A 20,909-nucleotide genomic window follows, 5' to 3' on the forward strand; every position below is an offset into this window, starting at 1 on the left:
GATATGAAAAAATTAGTTATCAATCTTTCGCTTGCCTTTTTCATGGTTTTATCTATATCATGTAAAAAAGTTCTTGAAGATCATCCGCTGAATATAAATAAAGAAAGCGACATATGGGACCAGTATGATGCAACAGGAACCAATGCGCAAGCTTGGGTAATTAAAATATACTCGCAGCTACCCAATGGTTTTATACGTTTGAATGGAATGGAACTGGATTGTGCTGCGGGAGATGGGGTGCCGAGTAACAGGGCCAACGCTGTTTGGAACGTAATTAACGGTGGATACAATTCGATTAATACTTTCGATGATAACTGGGCAAACTGTTATAGCGCAATACGCAGGGCCAACATTTTCCTGAATAACTATAAACGTGTGCCCTGGAGCGACCCGACATTACCCAAGTGGCTTGTGGCTGAGGTACGCACTTTAAGGGCGTATTTCTATTATGAAATGATCAGGCGTTATGGCGGTGTTCCGTTGCTGGGTGAAAAAGTTTACAACCCTGATGATCCTGCCTTACTACAGTTAAAACGCAGCAGTTTTGCCGCCTGTGTAGATTACATTGTATCAGAGTTAGATGCCGTAAAGGATCAATTAAGGCCCGATGCCTCATTGGCAAACCGCGGCAGCGGCAATGGGGTAGCAGAGGGTACTGATAACGATGCCGGTCGTATGCGCCCAACTATCGCTATGGCCATCAAAGCTAAGGTATTGTTGCTTGCTGCAAGTCCACTTTTTAATCCTTCAGCTACGCCCGCGCTTGATTTTACCGGATACCCAAGTTTCGATGCCAACAGATGGAAAGCAGCGGCAGATGCCATGAAAGCGATCATGGACCTCAATATGTTTGCATTAGAGCCTAACCGCTACGTTCTGAATACGACCCATGTAAACAAAGAATTTGTTTTTATGCGTTACGCAGCAAGCTACCAGATTACTTGGGGCAACCAGGCCTCACCTGTTGGTTATACCGTGGGTAATGTGGTAAGTGGTGGAATTGTGAGCCCAACACAAGAACTGGTAGATGCTTTTCCGATGGCAAATGGCAAGGCTATAGCCGATCCAACTTCAGGTTATAATCTGGCCAATCCGTATGCAAACCGCGATCCAAGGCTTTCTCAAACCGTATTCTACAACGGAGCCACCTGGCTCAGAAGACCTGTACAAACTTATGAGGGTGGTTTAGACAAACCGAATAATACCAATATTGCTGGCGGTGTACAAACGCAAACCGGTTATTACCAAAAGAAATTTCTGGCACAGGATGATAACAATACAGCCTTTACACCAACCATGTATCACCCATCCGGCCTATCAACTTTTTGCCTCATCAGATATGCTGATATTTTGCTAAACTATGCCGAAGCACAAAACGAATTTGCAGGGCCTGATGCAACTGTTTATGCAGCCGTTAACGCGGTAAGACAACGCGCCGGTTTAAATCCTTTTGCAGCCCCTACAGGGTTGAGTAAAGAGCAGATGAGAGGCCTGATTCAGAATGAATGCCGTTTGGAGTTTGCTTTTGAAGAAAGGCGCTTTTACGATATCCGCAGATGGAAGATTGCCAAAGAAGTATATGGAACGGGTTCGCTGCATGGTGTTAGCATCGTTAAGAATGCAGATGGTTCTTTAACCTACACGCCAATTACGGTGGCTACTCCTTTCTTCAATGCCAATAACATGTACCTTTTGCCAATTGCAAATAACGAGATATTGGCTAATCCAAATATTGCTCAAAACCCCAACTACTAATCGATAACAACAAATATTAGTTATGAAATTTATAAAGATAATTTGTTTGTTCCTACTTGCTTTTACTTCCACAAGGGTATATGCTCAGGTAAGGACAATAAGAGGGCATATTGTGGATGAAAAAAATATAGCTTTGCCTGGCGTTACCGTTTCAGAAGAGGGAAATCTGCGTAACGGAGCAATTAGCGATGAAAACGGAGATTTTGTAATTACCTTAAAATCAGTTAATAATACGATCCGTTTTACCATGGTAAGTTACATCACCCTTACCCTGCAAGCCGATGCAGAGAAAAAAATGGCCGTAAAAATGAAGCCTGATACCAAAGGGCTTGATGATGTGGTAGTTGTAGGTTACAGTACACAGAAAAGAATTACCAATCCAGGTGCAGTGAGCTCAATCAAAGCAGCCGAGATCGAAAACATCCCTACTTCGAGCATTCAGAATACACTGGCGGGCCGTTTGCCTGGTTTTACGGCTATTCAGCGTAGCGGGCAACCAGGATCAGATGCAGCCGAATTTTTTATCCGTGGGGTAAATTCAATGAACAATGATAACCAGCCACTCATTATTGTTGATGACATTCAATATACTTATGCACAGGTTGCCCAGCTTGATCCCAATGAGATTGAAACCATTACGATCCTGAAAGATGCATCCACTACAGCAATATATGGTGTAAGGGGGGCAAATGGTGCCATGGTAATTACAACCAAACGGGGCATGATTTCTAAACCTTCCATTAACGTTTCCACACAATTTGGTGTAAACCAGGTAATTCAGTATCCCAACTATTTGGATGCTTATGCAACTGCAGTTTTGCAAAACGAAGCTTACATTAACGACAGTTATAAACTAGCCTCACCGCTTACGCTGCCATGGACTGCTGCCGATTTGAAAATGTTTAAAGATGGATCGGATCCTTACGGACATCCCAACGTGAACTGGCAAAACGAATTGTTAAAAAACAGCTCAACGCAGAGCAACTACAATGTCGATATCCGCGGCGGAAACAGCAAAGTGAAATATTTTACATCCTTTGGTTACTTTAAGCAGAACGGGTTATTACGCGATTTTACACCTACAAATCCTGATGATGACGGTGTTGAACCCAATTATTTCTATAACCGGATAAATTTTAGATCCAATTTAGATATCACACCAACCAAAACCCTCAATATCAGGTTTGATTTAAACGGGCGTTTTGAAACTATTAATAATCCTAATGGACCGATTGATGCGGCTGGCTTATTTAAGGAATTAATTTCTTTCCGAAACCTTTCGGCATTTAGTATGCCCATCGTTAATCCTAACGGAACCTATGGCTATGCAAACCAAAGCTGGGGAAATGGATATGTTAACCCCATAAGCCGGCTCGCCAACAGCGGATATAAACGGAATTACAATAACAATTTTAATATTGTAGCTGGTGCCAACCAAAAACTCGATTTCATTGCCCAGGGCCTGGAAGCAAAATTAAATGTATCTTATGCCAGCAACATTAACGAACACCGCAATCTTCAGCGCGATCCGGCAACGCTCCCCGCTTTTTATTATAACTCAGCAAATAACACCTATAGCAGCAAAGGCAATAACCGATTTCCGGTTTTCTCGCAGGGCATTGGAAACGATGTGTTTAATAATTCTGTAAACAGTCAGTTATCACTAAATTACGACCACAATTTTGGTATCCATAGGGTTTATGCGCTGGCATTGGTAAATGATATCAGCACCATTAACGGTGGAAATGTTCCGGTAAACTTCAGGGGGATCTCTGGTAGGTTAGGCTACAATTTTAGGCAGACCTATGGTATTGAATTTGATGTTGCACGAAATGGTAACGATTTGTTTAGAAAAGAACAACGTTATGGCTTTTTCCCATCAATTTCTGGCTTCTGGAATTTGGGTGAGGAAAAATTCTTTAAAAAACTGTTCCCTTTTATTGATCTTTTTAAGTTCAGAGGATCTTATGGGCTTACCGGAAGCGACTTTGGTTACCCTACAGTACTTACTTCAATAGCCTATACACTGCCCGGTTCAGGAACGATTTTTGGAAACGGCGCAACCGAAGGTGCATTGGTAAATGCTGATGTAACCTGGGAAAAATCGAGAAAAACAGATGTCGGAGTCGATATCAATATGTTCGCCGGGAAACTCACCATGTCTGCAGATTATTTTTATGAATATCGGTACGATCAGCTAATTAACCAAGGGGCAATATCTGCAATAATTGGTCAGGCCGTGCCAAGGAGAAATGTTGGAATATCTGATAACAAAGGATTTGAGGTAGAACTGAACTACCGCGACAAGATCGGGGCAGTTTCCTATTCAATTGGTGGTAACCTTTCGCACTTTAAAAATAAGATCATTTATATCAGTGAGGCGCCCGATTATCCTTATTTGGCACAAACCGGAAGACAGATTGGTTTAACTAAAGGTTACCGGTTTATTGGCTTTTATCAAGCTTCAGATTTTGATGCAAACGGATCGGTTAGATCTGGGGTGGCTTACCCTTTATGGAGTACCATCCAGCCGGGTGATATGAAATATGCCGACCTAAATGGCGACGGCTTTATCACCGCTGCCGACCAGACTTTCCTGTCGCAGCCTAATATTCCAACCTATACTTATGGAATAAACCTGGGGTTAAACTATAAGAATTTCTCACTGCGTGCCCTGGTACAGGGAGCATGGGGTTATGCCATTAACGTTTTTGCCGAAGGGACTGATATTTTTAATGGTGTGCCGCAGCCGCTGCATCTCCAAAGTTGGAGCCCAAATAATCCTGATAACGCTATTTTTCCTAGAATTGGTTTTAATAACAATATTAATAACAGGACCTGGCAAACCATATCCGATTTTAGTCTTACTCCCGGAAGTTATGTCCGTCTGAAATCGCTCGAACTAGGATTTCAGCTACCTAAAAAATGGATAGATAAAACGCATTTTATTCAGAATTGCAGAATCTACACGGCAGGTTATAATCTCTTTACCATCAGAGATACCGGTAAGTTTCAGGTTGATCCGGAAATTGCCCAGGGCAGTAACGCCGGCACGGCATACCCAATTACAACGAACTATACTTTTGGACTGCAGGTAGGTTTTTAATTTTAAAGGAGAGAAAAATGAAAAAGACAATTTTAGTGTATAAAAAAATAAGTGCGGGTTGTTTAAGCCTAATGATTGTATCTGGATCTAGGTTAATGTTTACAGCTATGCTTATTGCTGGTTTGAGCGCATGCAGGAAATCAGGCTTTCTCGACCAAAAAAAATTGAGTCAGATAGATGAAAATACCGTTTTTACGGATAGTTTGAACAGTTGGAATTATGTAAACAGCAGGTATAGCAATCTAAGTTATTCATGGGAGCCAAATAGGTGGGGAAGAGGAGGCGTTGATGCTGCAAGTGATGAAGTACAGTCGGCAAATGCCCCAACCGAACAGGAAACTTATTGGGCCGGTGGGGCAGTAAATCCAAGCAACGTAACTGCCGAGATCTGGACAATTACCTGGCAACAGGTGCGGGCGGTTAATATTTTTCTTAAAAACCAATCGCGTATCCCCATGACCGCCAATACCAAAAAACTTCTGGAGGGGCAAATGCGGTTTTTAAGGGCGTGGTATTATGCAACTATGCTGAAAACTTATGGAGGCTTCCCATTAATAGGTAACACCATTTTTAGCGATGGAGATGCGATTGATTTGCCACGTAATACTTACGAGGAGTGTTTGAACTACATTATATCAGAGTGTGATGCTGCTGCAAGCCTGCTGCCTGTTGATTTTGTGGCGGCTACAGGTAATCCGGCCGACTATGGCAGGGCTACCAAGGGAGCCGCTCTGGCACTAAAGGCCCGCTTACTTTTATATGCAGCAAGTCCTTTGATAAATGTATCAAGGGGCGACGATCCTGCACGGCTGGTTTCATTGGGGAATACCGATCCTAACCGTTGGAAACTTGCCGCCGATGCAGCACAAGCGGTAATTAACCTGGGGCAATATACTTTATTTCGTAGGGTTACGCCATTTTTCTATAATCAGTTTCTCAATGGGCTTACCGCTGCTACACCAAATTCTGAGGCTGTTTTTTCTTTTTTACCCGCAACCACCACTCAAAATAATATGATCAGGGAAACGCTGGCCAATCCGGCAACAAGGGGTACAAGATATCAGAGTACGCCTAGTTGTTTTCCCTTACAGGAACTTGTAGATGCTTTTGGAATGGCTAATGGAAAAGCAATTGACGATCCTGCCTCAGGATATCCGGGTACTGGAAATAATATGTATCTCAACCGCGATCCCCGTTTTTATGCCACCATTACTTATAATGGAGGGCTGCGCTTTTTGAATGGTAAAGCAACAGATCAGCCGGTATGGACTTACACCGGAGATATACCCTCTTCACCTACGAATGATGCATCCATCTCTGGCGCAAGAACTGATGGGATTTATACCGCAACAGGTACAAGTACAGGTTACTTTGCCTATAAAATGCTCGCCAATAATGTGGCTAACGGCGGCGTAGAATTAAACCGGCCAAGAATTCTGATTCGCTATGCCGAAGTGTTATTGAACGCCGCTGAAGCCAATAACGAATTTAGCGGGCCATCTTCACAAATTTACACCTGGCTAAAGGATATAAGAGACCGTGCAGGTATCGCAGCAGGTACCGATGGAATGTATGGAATGAAAGTCAGCATGACACAGGCAGAAATGAGAACATTTTTACAACGCGAGCGTCAGGTAGAACTTGCCCTTGAAGAACACCGTTTCTGGGATGTGCGAAGATGGAAAACCGCACCTCAGGTACTCAACCAGGATCTTCATGGGATGGAAATTACCAGGGCAAGTAACGGAAGTTACAGCTACCGTACAATTGTAGTGAGGAAAAATGTTTTCAGGGATAACATGTATTTCTTTCCAATCCCACAGGCAGAATTAACTAAAGCACCTTCGATGAAACAAAACCCAGGATATTAACCTAATAATCACTAAGAATATAAAAATGATGAAAAACAACATATTTAAAATTCTGGTTTTATGTGCAGTCGTCATATTTACAGGCTGTACAAAAGGAAAAGAACTGAAATCCTTAACCGGGGCAACTTATACTGTTACCGGCGCTGCAGATGGAACGCAAATGGTACCCGCTACAGGTGTTAATGCTACAGGAAGTTTTAATGGCTGGTACGATGAACAAGCAAATGTGCTAACCTTTACCCTAACCTGGAGCAATATTTTTACGGGCACTCCTGCTGATGTAATCACTTCGGTAAAATTTTATGGGCCCGCAGCAACAGGAACTAACGGCACCCTGATCAAAACAGTAACTTTTTCCAACAGTAATGCATCAGGCTCGGTTAACCTTGGGCTTGGCGGATATGCCGAGCTAAGCCCAACAGAAATACCTGTATTACTTAACGGAAGCTGTTATTATGTGCTTTGTACCCAAAAATACCCAACAGGCATAATCAGGGGGCAACTTAAATCGATCAAAAACTGATCCTCATCGGCAAGAATAATAAGTATAGTGGAAGAGGGTGTATCATAAAGACAATTTTACCTCTGATGCTGTCGTGTTGAGCTCGGCCTATACTGAGTTTTACGAAGTATCGAAACACATTAAGACTATTAATATGGGGCATTCAACAGGTTCTCCGTAGGAGTCCTTCGACAGGATGAAAATTCTCTTTGTTTTGGATACTTTTTTAAATTATTCGGTTTTATAGATTAATAGAGTATTAAAAACACTACGCTGTGTCATAACAATATGAAAAACGAAAATCTGCCAGAAAAAACTGATAAAGAGCATCTGCCTTTCAACTTTAAGCGGAAGTTAGTTTCAGATGAAGATATCCGAAAACATTGGAATCGCATTGCGACAAGAATTTTTAGAGATGGAGAAGCTGAACATCCCCTGGAGCCAAAGGATAACAATATTTAATTTGATTTAGCGGATAACGAAGTTTTCCAGTACTATATTTTTTACCCGTTTATTAGGGTTGTCTTGTTGATAACCGCATCTGATTTTTAAAATAAATGCCCCAATACGCCTAACATTTTATGAAATTTTACCAATATACTTTTCTTACACTATTTTTCTTTCTTATATTTTTTAGGGCATCAGCGCAAAATATCAATCCTGGTTCAGAACAGATACTTTATTCTCCTGACAGGTCTCTTATGATCCGTTTTTACCAAAAAGAATCAGCAGATCATAAAAAAGCATTTTTTTATCAATTGTCTTATAAAGGAAAAAATGTTATTCTAGAGTCGAAACTTGATCTGGAGCTTGATAACCACCTGTCAGAAAGTGCAATGGCACTTCCAGTAGATATCCATCAAAACTGGTTTGAGAATCTCGAGATAAAGAATTCAGTGCGCACGCAAAAAGATACCACCTGGTCTCCTGTTTATGGAGAAAGGAAATTTATCCGTGATCATTACAACAGTTTGGTGATTAAAACGGTGAAGGATGATAATCCGATATACGAAATGAATATCGAATTCAGGGCCTATAACCAGGGTGTTGCATTCCGCTTTTTCTTCCCGGAAAATGTTAAAGGAACCTATTACCGGATCATGTCGGAAAATACTGAATTTAAGTTTGAAGAAGGTACATCGGCCTGGAAGGCAAACTGGGCACAGGCACCATATAATAAGGTGGCACTGGAAAATTGGGATGCAGAAGCCGAACGACCACTGACACTTGAACTGAAAAATGGTCTGTTTGTATCTTTGTTAGAGGCCCAGATGGTAGATTATTCCAGAACAAAATTTAAACTGAAGGAAAAAAATACAGTAGTTACCTCTATGTTTACCCCTGTAGATCTGATTTCTCCAGTAGCAAGCCCCTGGAGATCGATAATGGTTGCCGAAAGTGCAGCAGGCATCGCTGAAGGGACAGATCTGATCTTAAACCTCAATGAATCATCTAAAATAAAAGATCAAAGCTGGATAAAACCGGGTAAGATTATGCGCGTGATGACGCAAACTACAAAAGATGCACTAGAGAATATCGATTTTGCAAAAAAACGCAACCTGCAGTATATCCTGTTCGACTGGAAATGGTATGGCCCCGCTTTCAGTTTCAGTTCAGATGCATCAAAAGTGGCCATCAGCGATTTCGACCTACCTGCAATTATTAAATACGGAAAAGAAAACGGAATAGGGGTGTGGTTATATGTTAACCAACAGGCGCTCTTGATGCAGAGTGATAGTCTTTTTTCAATCTACAAAAAATGGGGTGTTGCAGGGGTTAAGTTTGGCTTTGTGCAATCTGGCTCACACCGTTGGACAACATGGGTAGAAAAAGCCATACAACAGGCAGCACAGAACCAGATAATGGTTAACATTCACGATGATTGGCGCCCAACGGGCGAGCAACGCACCTGGCCCAATTTAATGACAGCAGAAGGAATAAGGGGAAATGAAGAAATGCCCGATGCCACCAGTAATACCGTAATGCCGTTTACCAGGTATATTGCAGGAGCTGCAGATTATACCATCTGTTATTTTAATAATCGGATTAAGACTACTCACGCACATCAGCTTGCTTTGGCTGCCATTTATTTCAGCCCCATCCAAACTTTATATTGGTATGATAAACCAGCCCTTTATAAAGGCGAACCCGAGCTTGAATTCTGGGACAAGATTCCTGTTACCTGGGATGAAACAAAGGTTTTGTCGGGAAACCCTGGTGAGTACGTTACAACAGCAAGGCGCAGTGGCGAGGAATGGTTTTTAGGTAGTATTACCAATAACGAGGCCCGTAAGGTAGAATTAAAGTTCGATTTTCTTCCGAAGGGACAAAAATTTGTTGCCCGGATTTATAACGATGACAACACTGTTGCCACTGCCACTAAAGTGGGGATAAAAGACATAACAGTTGATTCAAAATCTATCCTGAAACTGGATCTCCAGGCTTCAGGAGGTGCCGCAATCTGGCTCCATAAAAAATAATGATATAAAGGATTACAACCACATCAAAATGAACAACAAACCTGCTTTTACAGAAAAGAAATTCCTTTTAACTTTTATCCTGGTTACTTCCCTATTTATGTTATGGGGAGTGGCACACTCCATGAGCGATGTGCTCAATAAACATTTTCAGAATGTACTTAACGTATCAAAAGCACAGTCTGGACTAATCCAATTTTCCGTATTTGGTGCCTATTTTATCATGAGCATTCCTGCTGGGATATTTCTGAAGCGCTTTGGTTATAAAGCCGGTGTAATATTGGGGCTCGGGCTTTTTGCGCTGGGTACTTTTCTTTTTGTACCAGCTGCAAATGCAGAAAGTTTTGGTTTTTTTAGGATAGCATTATTTATTCTTGGCTGCGGAATGGCAACATTGGAGACTGTTGCACATCCTTTTGCGGCCTCACTGGGCGATCAGCGTACCAGTGATAGAAGAGTAAACTTCTCTCAGTCTTTCAACGCAATAGGTGCAATAATTGGCCCGGCGATAGGAACATTCTTTTTACTTCGAGTAACTTCCGGAGGACACGAAAATTCCCTCGATTCGGTAAAATTGCTTTACGCAGGACTCGGAGGATTTATTTTGATCGTTGCGGTGGCTTTTTTCTTTATCCGCATTCCCGATCTGATCGATCCGCACCACATTTCTGATGAACCCATAGCGGCACAGAATATCGATATTGCTCCTGGAAAAAGCCTTTTTCAGCACAGGCACTTTGTTTGGGCAGTAGCGGCTCAGTTTTTTAATGTAGCTGCACAGGCGGGTACCTGGAGTTATTTTATAAATTACGGACATGAGAAGATGGGCTTTTCTGATGAGAAGGCCGGAAACTTTATGGTATTGTTTATGGTAATGATGGCGCTCGGAAGATTCGTTGGGACTTACCTGATGAAATTTATTGCCCCGAATAAGATCCTTGCAGCATTCGCCATTTGTAGTATTGTTGCCTGTCTTATTGTAGCCCAAAGCTGGGGCTGGACATCGTATTGCGCATTGCTAAGTATCAATTTTTTCTTTAGTATTATGTTCCCTACCATTTTTAGTCTCGGCCTGAAAAATCTTGGTTCACATACGCAACAAGCTTCCTCGTACATTTCTATGGGGGTGGTTGGCGGAGCGGTAATGCCTTATTTTATGGGTAAGATAGCCAATGCAGATGTTGCCCATGCTTATTATCTGCCCATTATCTGTTATGTAGTGATCTTTCTTTTTGCTGCCAGATTTTTTAGGGTAATCAGGTAAACAATTTTCAGCATCCCATCTTAACACAGAGTTGGCCTTAAACCCAGTGCTAATCTAAAGTCCCGGATGATAATTTTTTAGTTTTAGTTCTATATTAACCTGGTTACCCAATGGTGGCTGGGTTTTTATTCTTTAAAACTTTTGAGAAAACTGGGTTTTATCAATGGGTTAAACAGCGTTTGAGAGGAGAAATCGACAGAGTATGAATTAAGCTTAAATATGTCCTACTATTATAATGTTTCATTATTTTAGTAGCCAATAACCCAAAACTGTGCGAAGAATACTGCTGATCTTTCTTTTACTATATGCCGATATGAGTGTGGCCTCAGAGCGAGACTCGCTCAGCGTACGTCATCTGGAAATAGAAGATGGGCTATCCAATAATTATATCCGCTGTGTTTACCAGGATAGAAAAGGATTTTTCTGGTTTGGAAGCAGAGATGGTCTTAACCGTTATGATGGATACGGGTTCAAAGTATTCCGAAATGAGATTGGCAATAAAACTTCTCTGATCCATAATATTATACATGCAATTAACAGTGATGCAGACAATAATATATGGATAGGTACGAGGAAGGGGTTAAGTATTTACGACGATAAAAAAGGCATTTTTACAGAAGGCTCATGGCATGAATCTGTAAAAGGAACAGATTTACTCATTACAAATGTAATCAGAGATCTTGTTCCCGGTACAAACCACACCATGCTTGTAGCTACCGAAGGAATTGGACTGCTACGGTTTAAGAGAGGTAAAACCGTGGGTGAGCAAATCCCACTTCTTATAAATGGAAAGCGCACTTTTTCTTATGGTGTGCAATCGGTGAGGCTTGATGATAAGGGAAGAGAATGGGCATTTGTACAAAACCTTGGCCTTTATTATGTTGATCCCAAAGTTGGTGCACTGGTGCTGGCTAATGCAGATATTGTGCTTGCGCTTTCTTTGGGTGTAAGTAGCGGACAGGTGTATATTGGTACTAACAATGGTTTATACCACTATGATCCGGTAAAAAGGGAAAATACAGCTGTTCCAGGCAGTGGAATTAAACTACCGGGCAAAGCAATTTCAAGCATTACAACAGATAAGCATAATATGCTCTATCTGGGAACATATGGAGAAGGAGTATTCTGTTATGATCCGGCAAGTGGAAGGGTGCAGGTGCTGGATAATGAAATTAATAACAGCTTGAGCGGTGAGCAGATCTACGCCATATTTATCGATAAAAACGATAGAAAATGGATTGGGACATATTCTGGCGGAGTAACCATTCTCGATCCTGTAAAAAAAATATTCCATACCTGGGCGCATAATCCGCAGGGAAATTCTATCCCCGGAAACTCCATATCATCATTTTTAGCGACAAAAGATGGAAAACTTTATATCGGCACGGATGGTACGGGACTTAGTATCTGGGACAGGAAGTTAAACCAATTTACCAATTATAAACACACTTCAGACCCTAATACTATATCCAGTAATTTTATTTCATCAATGGTCTCTGACAATGATGGAAACATCTGGATCGGGACTTTTACAGAAGGAGCTAACCGTTTCGATCCGAATACAAAGAAATTTACTAGGTATAAGATCGTAGATCCGCAGACAGGAGTGGAAAGTAAGGTTGCTTTTACGGTATTTGAAGATAGAGACCATGATATCTGGGCAGGAACCCTCAGGCGTGGAAGCCTTCTTGGCGGACTTTATCGCTTTAATCCCAGTTTGGATAAGTTTGAACTTTTCGACAAAAAACTGGGTGACCTGTTTACCATGATGCAGACCCGGGATGGACACATTTGGGCCGGCAATCTCGATCAGCTGATCGAAGTTGATAAAAAAGGGAAGAACCACAGGTTTTATGATCTTGGTTATACCGTTAGGGTGATATTTGAAGACAAAAAGGGATTGCTCTGGATAGGAACAGAAGGTGGTGGGCTCATTGTTTTTAATCCTTTTAAAAGAAAAATAGTTTCAAGGTTAACTACTGCTAACGGCCTTTGTAATAATTCGGTACTGAGCCTCATTCCCGATAATCAGGGAAATCTATGGATGAGCACCTATTTCGGAGTATCATGTTATAACCTTGCTAAAGGTACTTTCAGGAGTTTTTACCAGAGTGACGGGCTGCAGAGCAATCAGTTCCAGATCAATGCCGGCATCAAACTCAGTACCGGGGAAATCGCTTTTGGGGGCATAAAAGGATTTAGTCTTTTCGATCCACAGGAAATTATGCCACACAGCCAGATGCCAAGCCTGTTTCTTACCGGAATAACCGTTAACAATATGCCGCTGGAAGAGAACCTGAAACTGATTGTTGATGAAGATAATATTACCATTAAGGAAATAGAGGTCCCCTATGATCAGGCCGTATTTTCCTTTTCTTTTACCGCACTCGAATTTTCATCCCCAGAAAAGATTTCCTATAAATATTTTATGGATGGCTGGGACAGGGGCTGGACAAATTCGGGGAAAGACAGAAAAGCAACTTATACGCATATTTCCGAAGGTAACTATACATTTAGGGTTAGAAGTACCAATGCGGAAGGGGTATGGGGACACAATGAAATTATCCTGAAAATTAAGGTTCTTCCGCCATGGTACAGAACATGGTGGGCTTACCTGAGCTACATAGCTATTATCTCATCACTTATCTATGTATATCTTCGATATAGGTCTGCGCAGACCCGTTTAAAGTATGAAGTTCAGATTGCGAACCTCGAATCCCAAAGGAAGAAAGCAGAATATGATACGGAGGTAGCCCAGCATAATATGGAGCGTTTAGCGCATGAAAAGGAGCGACTGATTAATGAACAGGAAAAGGCACTTGCAGACAAGCGCATGTCATTCTTTACCAATATTTCTCATGAATTCCGTTCCCCTCTTTCTCTGATCATTAATCCAATTAATGACCTGATCAAAAGCGGAAACATGGAAGGTAATGGAAATGCAGCGCTCAGCATGATCCAGCGTAATGCCAAAAGGATGCTGTCACTGGTAGATCAGTTGCTGCTTTTTAGAAAAGCAGAAGAAGGTTTTGAGAACATCACAGCGGCTAAACTTGATCTTGAAAAATTATCCAGGGAGGTTTTTTATTGCTTCGTTCAACAGGCCTCAGCCAAGCTCATCGATTATAGGTTTGAAAATTCTGCAGTAAATAAGGAAGTATATGCCGATAGGATAAAGATCGAAATTGTGCTGTTTAACCTGATTTCTAATGCATTGAAATATACGCCAAATGGTGGTGAAATAGTGGTAAGGTTAACCGAAGAGGATCAAAGTCTTTTGATTACTGTCCAGGATTCAGGGCCAGGGATTCCCCTCACAGCAGGAGAAAAGATTTTTGATCGCTTTTATCAGGCGGAACGGACAGACGGGAACCATAAATCTGGATTTGGGATCGGGCTCTACCTGGCTAAACAGTTTATGGAAGCACATTCTGGGAGCATTTCTTATAAAAACAGGGCCGAAGGCGGAAGTATATTCAATGTCTGTTTCTTGAAGGGAAAAGCGCATCTTGTTGGCCATGTTATGGAAGAAGAACAGGAAAGTTCTGAAGCCCTTTTTAATGAAATGTATACCAGCGCATTGCCCGAGTCCGCAGAACAAAATAATATCAGTCTGGATGTAAACCTGGTTAGCGATCGGCAGTCTATTCTGGTTGTTGATGATGAAAGAGATATCCGGGAATACATTTCTGGTCTTTTCTCCAATCTGTACACTGTTTATCAGGCCGAGAATGGCGAACAAGGGCTTCAGTTCGCAGCAGAAAAACTTCCAGACCTGATTATTACAGATTTTAAGATGCAAGGGATAGATGGGATAGAATTCTGTCAGATGATCAAATCCAATCCTACGCTTTCTTATATCCCTGTTATTCTGTTAACCGCAAGCTCATCTCAGGAAGTGAAGCTGAAAAGTGTTCACGGTGGTGCTGATGATTATATCAACAAACCCTTTGAACGCGAATACCTGATTGCCAGGGTGGCCAATCTGCTTCGAAACCGGAATAATCTTCAAAATTACTTTTATAACGAAATCACGCTGCAGAGCAATGCTGTGGTCGTATCCGAAGAGTATAAGAAATTTTTGGATACCTGTATCTTAGTTGTTGAAAACCACCTTACAGATTCTGACTTCGGCATCAAGGCGCTTGCCGATGAGATAGGGATGAGCCACTCTAATTTATATAAGCGTGTGAAAAGTATTTCCGGCCAATCGGTGAATTCCTTCATCCGCTTTATCCGTTTGAGGAAAGCTGCAGAGCTGATGATCAACTCTGACCATAATGTAACCGAGGTGGCTTTCCGTTCGGGATTTAATGACGCCAAATATTTTGGCAAACAGTTCTCAAAACTTTTTGGAACCACCCCTTCAGCGTTTATCCGGAAACACCGCAAGACTTTCAATAAAAGGTATAAAATGAAATAGACTGTTTAACTGATTTAGGAACATAAAATGGCTTTTTTGGCCTTGCTAAAGCGGTTTGGCGAAAATACACTCCTATTTTACGAATTTATACCCATCATTTTTTCTAGCGCGTACCATCTTCGTATCAACCAAATATTGATATGTTATGATGACTGAGAAATTAATTGCATTATGGGAAGGTACACTTGTGGGGAATGAGCGAGATTACGAGCAATTGCATGCAAAACTTTATCCAAAACTTTTCGTTTTTACCTCCAGGATGTTAGATGATGATGATCTGGTAAACGATCTTTTACAGGATCTTTTTATTAAATTTTGGGAGAACAAAGAAAAAATCGGGGCAATCAGAAACGTGGAAGCTTACTTTTACAGGTCTGCCAGGTCGATCGTACTTAACCATATCCGTTTAACCAAACACCGCGAAACTAAGTTAACCTTAATGCCCGCTCCAAGCTTAGTATTTTCAGCAGAGGATATTATGGTATCTAATGAATCAGATTCGCTGATGAAACAGCAAATGGTAGTGGCGCTTAATACGCTCCCTGCTAAACAGCGTGAAATACTTACCATGCGTTTTTATGATGATCTTAGCTATCCACAGATTGCCGATATCCTTAAAATACGTTATCAATCCGTTATAAATCATGTTTACCGTGCAGTACAAGCGCTTAGGCAGGTCTCAGACCTTTCATCCGTTTATGCAGCTTAACCAAGCATAGCCTAATGTTATTAAGTTAAGGAGAAAACAGGCAAGATCTTCGACAGGCTCATACTGACAACACATATCTTAACTTAACGATATTGACCAATAGTATACTTCTGGGACATCTGTATTTCGGGACAGTTACGAAGTATTATGTTAGAAAGTTATGCACCGTTCTGTTAAAAGAATGAAACCACATAAAATGAAAATAAACCATGCAGGCAGATGTCTGCTCAGATTTGTCTTTGCCCTGTTTGCATTGTTATACACGGCAACAGGTATGGCACAGCAGCGAAAAGCAATCTTTCCGGGCGAACTTTGGCCAGATGATAAGGGAAACCATATCCAGGCGCACGGTGGAGGGATTACTAAGGTAAAGGATACCTATTACTGGTATGGAGAAGAGCGTCGCCAGGGGTTGGATTCCAATTACAGGTACGTAAGCTGTTATTCTTCAAAAGATCTGATGAATTGGAAATTCAGGGGAGATGTATTTAAAATGACCGATCCCGATAGCCTTGGAAAAAAATGGGTACTGGAACGCCCAAAAGTTTACCATAACCTCAAAACTGGAAAATACATTATGTATATGCATATAGATGGGCAGGTTAAGGGCGAAGTAGGTAATTACAAGTATGCGCGGGTAGGTGTAGCTATTGGCAATTCTCCGACTGGGCCATATAGGTTTATCCGCACATTCCGTCCCTTAGGTCAGGTAAGCCGTGACATTGGCCAATTTATAGATGATGACGGATCTGCATATCTTATTTTTGAAGACAGGCCGGTTAAAGGTTTCCACATTGCAAAACTTTCTGAAGATTATCTGGATGTTGAAAAAGATATCTGTATCATTAAGGCACCCTTGGAAGGTGGAGCCGTGGTAAAATATAATGGGCTTTATTATGCAATTGGATCGGCACTCACCAGTTGGAATCCAAACCCCAATAAGTATGCAACTGCTAAATCCCTGGAAGGCCCATGGTCTGACTTCGAAGATATTGCTCCACCTGAAACCAATACTTATGGCTCACAATCTACCTTTATGCTTAAGGTTGTGGGTACAAAATCAACCGCAGTAATCTTTGTGGCCGACAAATGGAAACCCCGTACCCAATGGGATTCCCGCTACCTTTGGATGCCTCTGGAGATTGGCGATGGTAAACTCAAACTCCCTGAACCTAAACCATGGCGTATCAACGTAAAAACTGGAGAAACAGTGCTCTTTAAATAAGGAGACCAGCATAGAAAAATAGCATCCATTTTACTTTCGTCTTTCCCGGATAAGTATATCGTGTGGACATATATCTATCTATGATTGCTTTTTTTTCTTTGTTTAAGGCGATCTTCATGCTCAATTTATTTTAATATACGACTAAGATTTGTTTTTGTTCCCATCTGCTACAAATGGACTAAGCCCATTTGTAGCAGATGGGTGACTTATTGACAAAAGGAAAAGTAGGCGATACTCTACAGCGTATATATTTATATCTTAGGTGTTACAGTGTGAGTATGGTCTTATATTTTTCGTGTCGTATAACGTATATTTCAAAATCTCCATTAATTCATAACAATGAAAAAATTGCAGTCTCTTTATTTAATTGTCTATTTCCTGTTTTTTTTAAGTTCCGTTTCATTTGCACAGAAGAAATTTATACATCCTGGTATTTTGTTTTCAAGCTCAGACCTACTAAGAATACACGATACCGCTCAGGATAAAAACTCGGCCGGTTACGCATCATTTCAACTATTAAAGGATAATCCACTGGCCAGTTCAGATTATAAGATGAAAGGGCCATTTAAGGTAATATCTAGAGATGGAGAATTTGGGAACACCAAGAGCCGTATGGAAGCAGACTTTAGTGCGGCTTATCTTAATAGCCTTATGTGGGTAGCTACCCACGATCAGAAACATGCCGAAAGAGCCATTGCCATTTTGCTGAGCTATGCAGATTCCCTGCAGCGAATTCCGGCTACCAATGATGCTCCATTGTTGGTGGGTTTGGAAGGAATCAAGATTGTCAATGTTCTGGAAATCCTGAAATACGATTTTAAAACTGTTGATCCAAAAAAGCTTGAACAGATAGCCCGCATGGTAACTGGAATCTTTTTACCGGTGTGTGAGCAATTTTATGCAAGCCCTGCCTATACCAATGGAAACTGGGGCCCAATTGTAACCAAATTTTACCTCTCGGCTGCAATCTATCTTGATAATCAGAAAATGTATGATAAGGCGGTACGTTTTTACCTTCATGCTAACGATAACGGAACTATAGCCAACTACGTAGATGGGAAAAGCGGACAGATACAGGAAAGTGGTAGAGATCAGAGCCATTCCCAGTTAGGTATCGGGGCAATGGCCACTGTTTGCGAAATTGCATGGAAACAGGGCAATGACCTTTATGGTGCGCTTGATAACCGACTATTAAAAGGATTTGAATATACCGCCAGCTATAACCTTGGCAACGAGGTTCCTTTTAAAACCTGGAAGGATATTACCGGAAAATATAGCGAATGGACGCAAATTTCTACTGCCGGAAGAGGCAGGTTTATCCCTATCTACCAAATGGTTTATAACCATTATGTACGCAGAAAGGGGCTTTCAATGCCGTTTACCCAGCAGGTAATCGCAAAAACGGGTGCTGAAGGTTATGATCGGGACCAACCGGGCTTTGGCGACCTACTTTACCTTGGCAGCAAATAAGTTTACAGTACAAATATTTTGTTTTTCTCGACCAGGCTAAGATTGATAGATATCTATAGAGAGGTCGTCCTTGCGAGGCACGAAGCAATCTTACAACGATCGCTAATAGCGTGCGCATTAAGATCGAAAAAGAAGTTCATTTTGCTAAACCGGTTTTGTTTAATTAAGTTTGACTAGCCAGATAAGCAATTCATACAACCGGGAAATTCTCCGACAAACAATTTTCGGATATCTAGAGTATCCCATGAGCAACCAGGTGTCATTATTCTGTGGAATCCAAAATCTTTTATCCTGTCGGATATTTCATTAACATAAAAGAAGCCTTATAAACATTGATGAGTAAAATTTTCTTATTTCTGATTTTTCCCTTACTGATGCAATTTACGGACAACATTATTGAATATGTCCCGGCTCCAGTTCCCCTTAAAAGTATTTATGTTTCCGTATCAGGCAGCGATAAGGCAGAAGGTTCGGCAGCTAAACCTTTCAGAACGATCAGTTATGCTGTTTCAAAGGCCATGCCTGGAGACAAAATACTCGTTTCAGCAGGCGTTTACCGTGAATCGGTGGTGTTTGAGCGCGGTGGAAGTTCAACAGGTAAAAGGATTACACTGCAAGCATTGAACCGCGCAAAAGTGATGATCAAAGGATCCGATCGGAAAACAGGATGGGTAAAGGGTAAAAACAAACTTTGGAAATGTGTGCTGGATACTCCCCAGACCAGGATGATGCTCTTTTTTAACAGTAAGAAACTGGTGAATGTAACTACCCTTCAGGAATGCAGTAAGGCACTACGCTGGACTAAAACCCTTGAAGACGGGAAAGCGGTAATTTGGGCCAATTTCGGTGCATTAGATCCCAATGTAGGGCTAACGGAGCTTTCGGTCAGGAATATCGGAATTAGTGCCGGGCCCGGTGTAGATTATATTAACATCGAGGGAATTGCCATCAGCCAGATAGCCAATGGTTATGCCTCTATTTATGCAGAACAGCCTGGCGCAATAGATACCAAAAATGGAAAATACTGGAACATAATAGATTGTTCTATCAGTGAATGCCACGCTGTGGGCATTTCTATAGGCACACCAGGGCATGTTTATACAGATGTGAACGCGGGCAGGCCAGAATTTAACGATTATACGGATCTGGCGTCTGTTGGACATCACAAGATTAGCAAAAACCATATTTTTAATTGTGGGCAAGCAGGTGTTTTTGGATTAATTGGGGGTACATCGAGCATTATAGAAGATAATCTGATAGAGAACATCAACCAGGATGGTGGTTATACAGGTGATGAATCTGCAGGTATCCGGTTGGCCATGGCGGTTGATGCGACCCTTACGCATAACCTGATCCGCAGGGTTTATGGAAAAAATGGCTATGGTGTATTTTTAGGCCCGATTTTTCAGGGCGCCCGTTTATCAAGGAATATTATTTCAGACAGTAACGCCGGACTGTTATACCTGTTTAAAAACCATGGACCCACTCTATTCGACAACAATATACTTGCAATGACAGATACCGCAGATAAAAAGGTTGATGGCGTAAGAATGGAGGCCTCTGAGGCAAATGTTTTTGTTCAGAACCTGTTCTATAACTGTAGTTTCCTCAATGGCCGACAACCTGGTATGCCAGTATCAACATCCAATTTCTTGCCGCATAGCCTGGTCATCAAACAGACAATCCCTGCGCTAAATATAGACCACAGATGGTATGGGAATCTTTTTATTGGCAAAGGGGCAGGCATAGCTAAGTCAACAGGGTGTGAGGCAGATTTTAATCTTTATGCAGACGGAGCGCTGCGGCTAAGCTGGGCCGATGTGAATAGCACAAAAGCCAAAAATAGTTTATCCTTCCGCCTGGAACATCATCAGAAAGGTGTAGCATTATTATGGAAAAAAGAAGCATTAAGGCCAATAAAGATTCCCGCATTAACAGCTAACTTTTTAGGTTTTTTTGCACTGAGCAAGCAATACATAGAATATCCTGATGGAAAAAAGATAACGATTAATAGGGATTTCCTGAATATGGCGGGCACTTCAGTAAGGCCTCCGGGGCCTTTTTATCCAGGGCAGGACCTTAAACAAAAAATAAAATTATTTTAAAA

At 41.5% G+C, this 20,909-nt stretch carries 12 protein-coding genes; all 12 read left to right on the plus strand.

The annotated features are described in order from the left end of the window. Positions 1 to 3: 3 nt before the first annotated feature. The 12 genes from FHT21_RS01140 (at position 4) to FHT21_RS01195 (ending at position 20,907) form a co-directional block, all read left to right on the plus strand. On the plus strand, positions 4 to 1,755 hold the full coding sequence (locus FHT21_RS01140) for a RagB/SusD family nutrient uptake outer membrane protein (protein ID WP_167292972.1): 1,752 nt from the start codon (positions 4 to 6) through the stop codon (positions 1,753 to 1,755). A 22-nt stretch (positions 1,756 to 1,777) separates the two neighbouring features. Further along, a complete protein-coding gene (locus tag FHT21_RS01145) occupies positions 1,778 to 4,861 on the plus strand; it encodes a TonB-dependent receptor (protein WP_167292973.1) in 3,084 nt (1,027 codons plus the stop codon). 17 nt (positions 4,862 to 4,878) lie between these two features. Further along, a complete protein-coding gene (locus FHT21_RS01150) occupies positions 4,879 to 6,732 on the plus strand; it encodes a RagB/SusD family nutrient uptake outer membrane protein (protein ID WP_167292974.1) in 1,854 nt (617 codons plus the stop codon). 25 nt (positions 6,733 to 6,757) lie between these two features. Beyond that, complete coding sequence (locus tag FHT21_RS01155) at positions 6,758 to 7,255, plus strand: CHRD domain-containing protein (protein ID WP_167292975.1); 498 nt, start codon at positions 6,758 to 6,760, stop codon at positions 7,253 to 7,255. A 267-nt stretch (positions 7,256 to 7,522) separates the two neighbouring features. After that, positions 7,523 to 7,696 (plus strand): hypothetical protein, encoded by a 174-nt coding sequence (locus FHT21_RS01160; protein ID WP_167292976.1) that lies wholly within the window; start codon positions 7,523 to 7,525, stop codon positions 7,694 to 7,696. A 119-nt stretch (positions 7,697 to 7,815) separates the two neighbouring features. After that, positions 7,816 to 9,714, plus strand: a complete 1,899-nt coding sequence (locus FHT21_RS01165) for a glycoside hydrolase family 97 protein (protein ID WP_167292977.1) — start codon at positions 7,816 to 7,818, stop codon at positions 9,712 to 9,714. A gap of 28 nt (positions 9,715 to 9,742) precedes the next feature. Further along, positions 9,743 to 10,975, plus strand: coding sequence for an L-fucose:H+ symporter permease (gene fucP, locus FHT21_RS01170; RefSeq protein ID WP_167292978.1), 1,233 nt, complete (start codon positions 9,743 to 9,745; stop codon positions 10,973 to 10,975). Positions 10,976 to 11,246: 271 nt separating this feature from the next. Next, the gene (locus FHT21_RS01175) at positions 11,247 to 15,398 is read left to right on the plus strand and encodes a two-component regulator propeller domain-containing protein (RefSeq protein ID WP_167292979.1); all 4,152 of its coding nucleotides are present in this window, start codon (positions 11,247 to 11,249) and stop codon (positions 15,396 to 15,398) included. A 145-nt stretch (positions 15,399 to 15,543) separates the two neighbouring features. Next, on the plus strand, positions 15,544 to 16,107 hold the full coding sequence (locus FHT21_RS01180) for a sigma-70 family RNA polymerase sigma factor (RefSeq protein WP_167292980.1): 564 nt from the start codon (positions 15,544 to 15,546) through the stop codon (positions 16,105 to 16,107). 181 nt (positions 16,108 to 16,288) lie between these two features. After that, positions 16,289 to 17,332: a family 43 glycosylhydrolase gene (locus tag FHT21_RS01185; RefSeq protein WP_208398848.1), complete on the plus strand. Its 1,044-nt coding sequence runs from the start codon at positions 16,289 to 16,291 to the stop codon at positions 17,330 to 17,332. 339 nt (positions 17,333 to 17,671) lie between these two features. Further along, positions 17,672 to 18,802, plus strand: coding sequence for an alginate lyase family protein (locus FHT21_RS01190; RefSeq protein ID WP_167292981.1), 1,131 nt, complete (start codon positions 17,672 to 17,674; stop codon positions 18,800 to 18,802). Between the two features lie 335 nt (positions 18,803 to 19,137). After that, positions 19,138 to 20,907 (plus strand): right-handed parallel beta-helix repeat-containing protein, encoded by a 1,770-nt coding sequence (locus FHT21_RS01195; RefSeq protein WP_167292982.1) that lies wholly within the window; start codon positions 19,138 to 19,140, stop codon positions 20,905 to 20,907. Positions 20,908 to 20,909 lie beyond the last annotated feature (2 nt).

Origin of the sequence: Pedobacter sp. SG908 (assembly GCF_011759615.1) — a bacterium.
Classification (GTDB): domain Bacteria; phylum Bacteroidota; class Bacteroidia; order Sphingobacteriales; family Sphingobacteriaceae; genus Pedobacter; species Pedobacter riviphilus.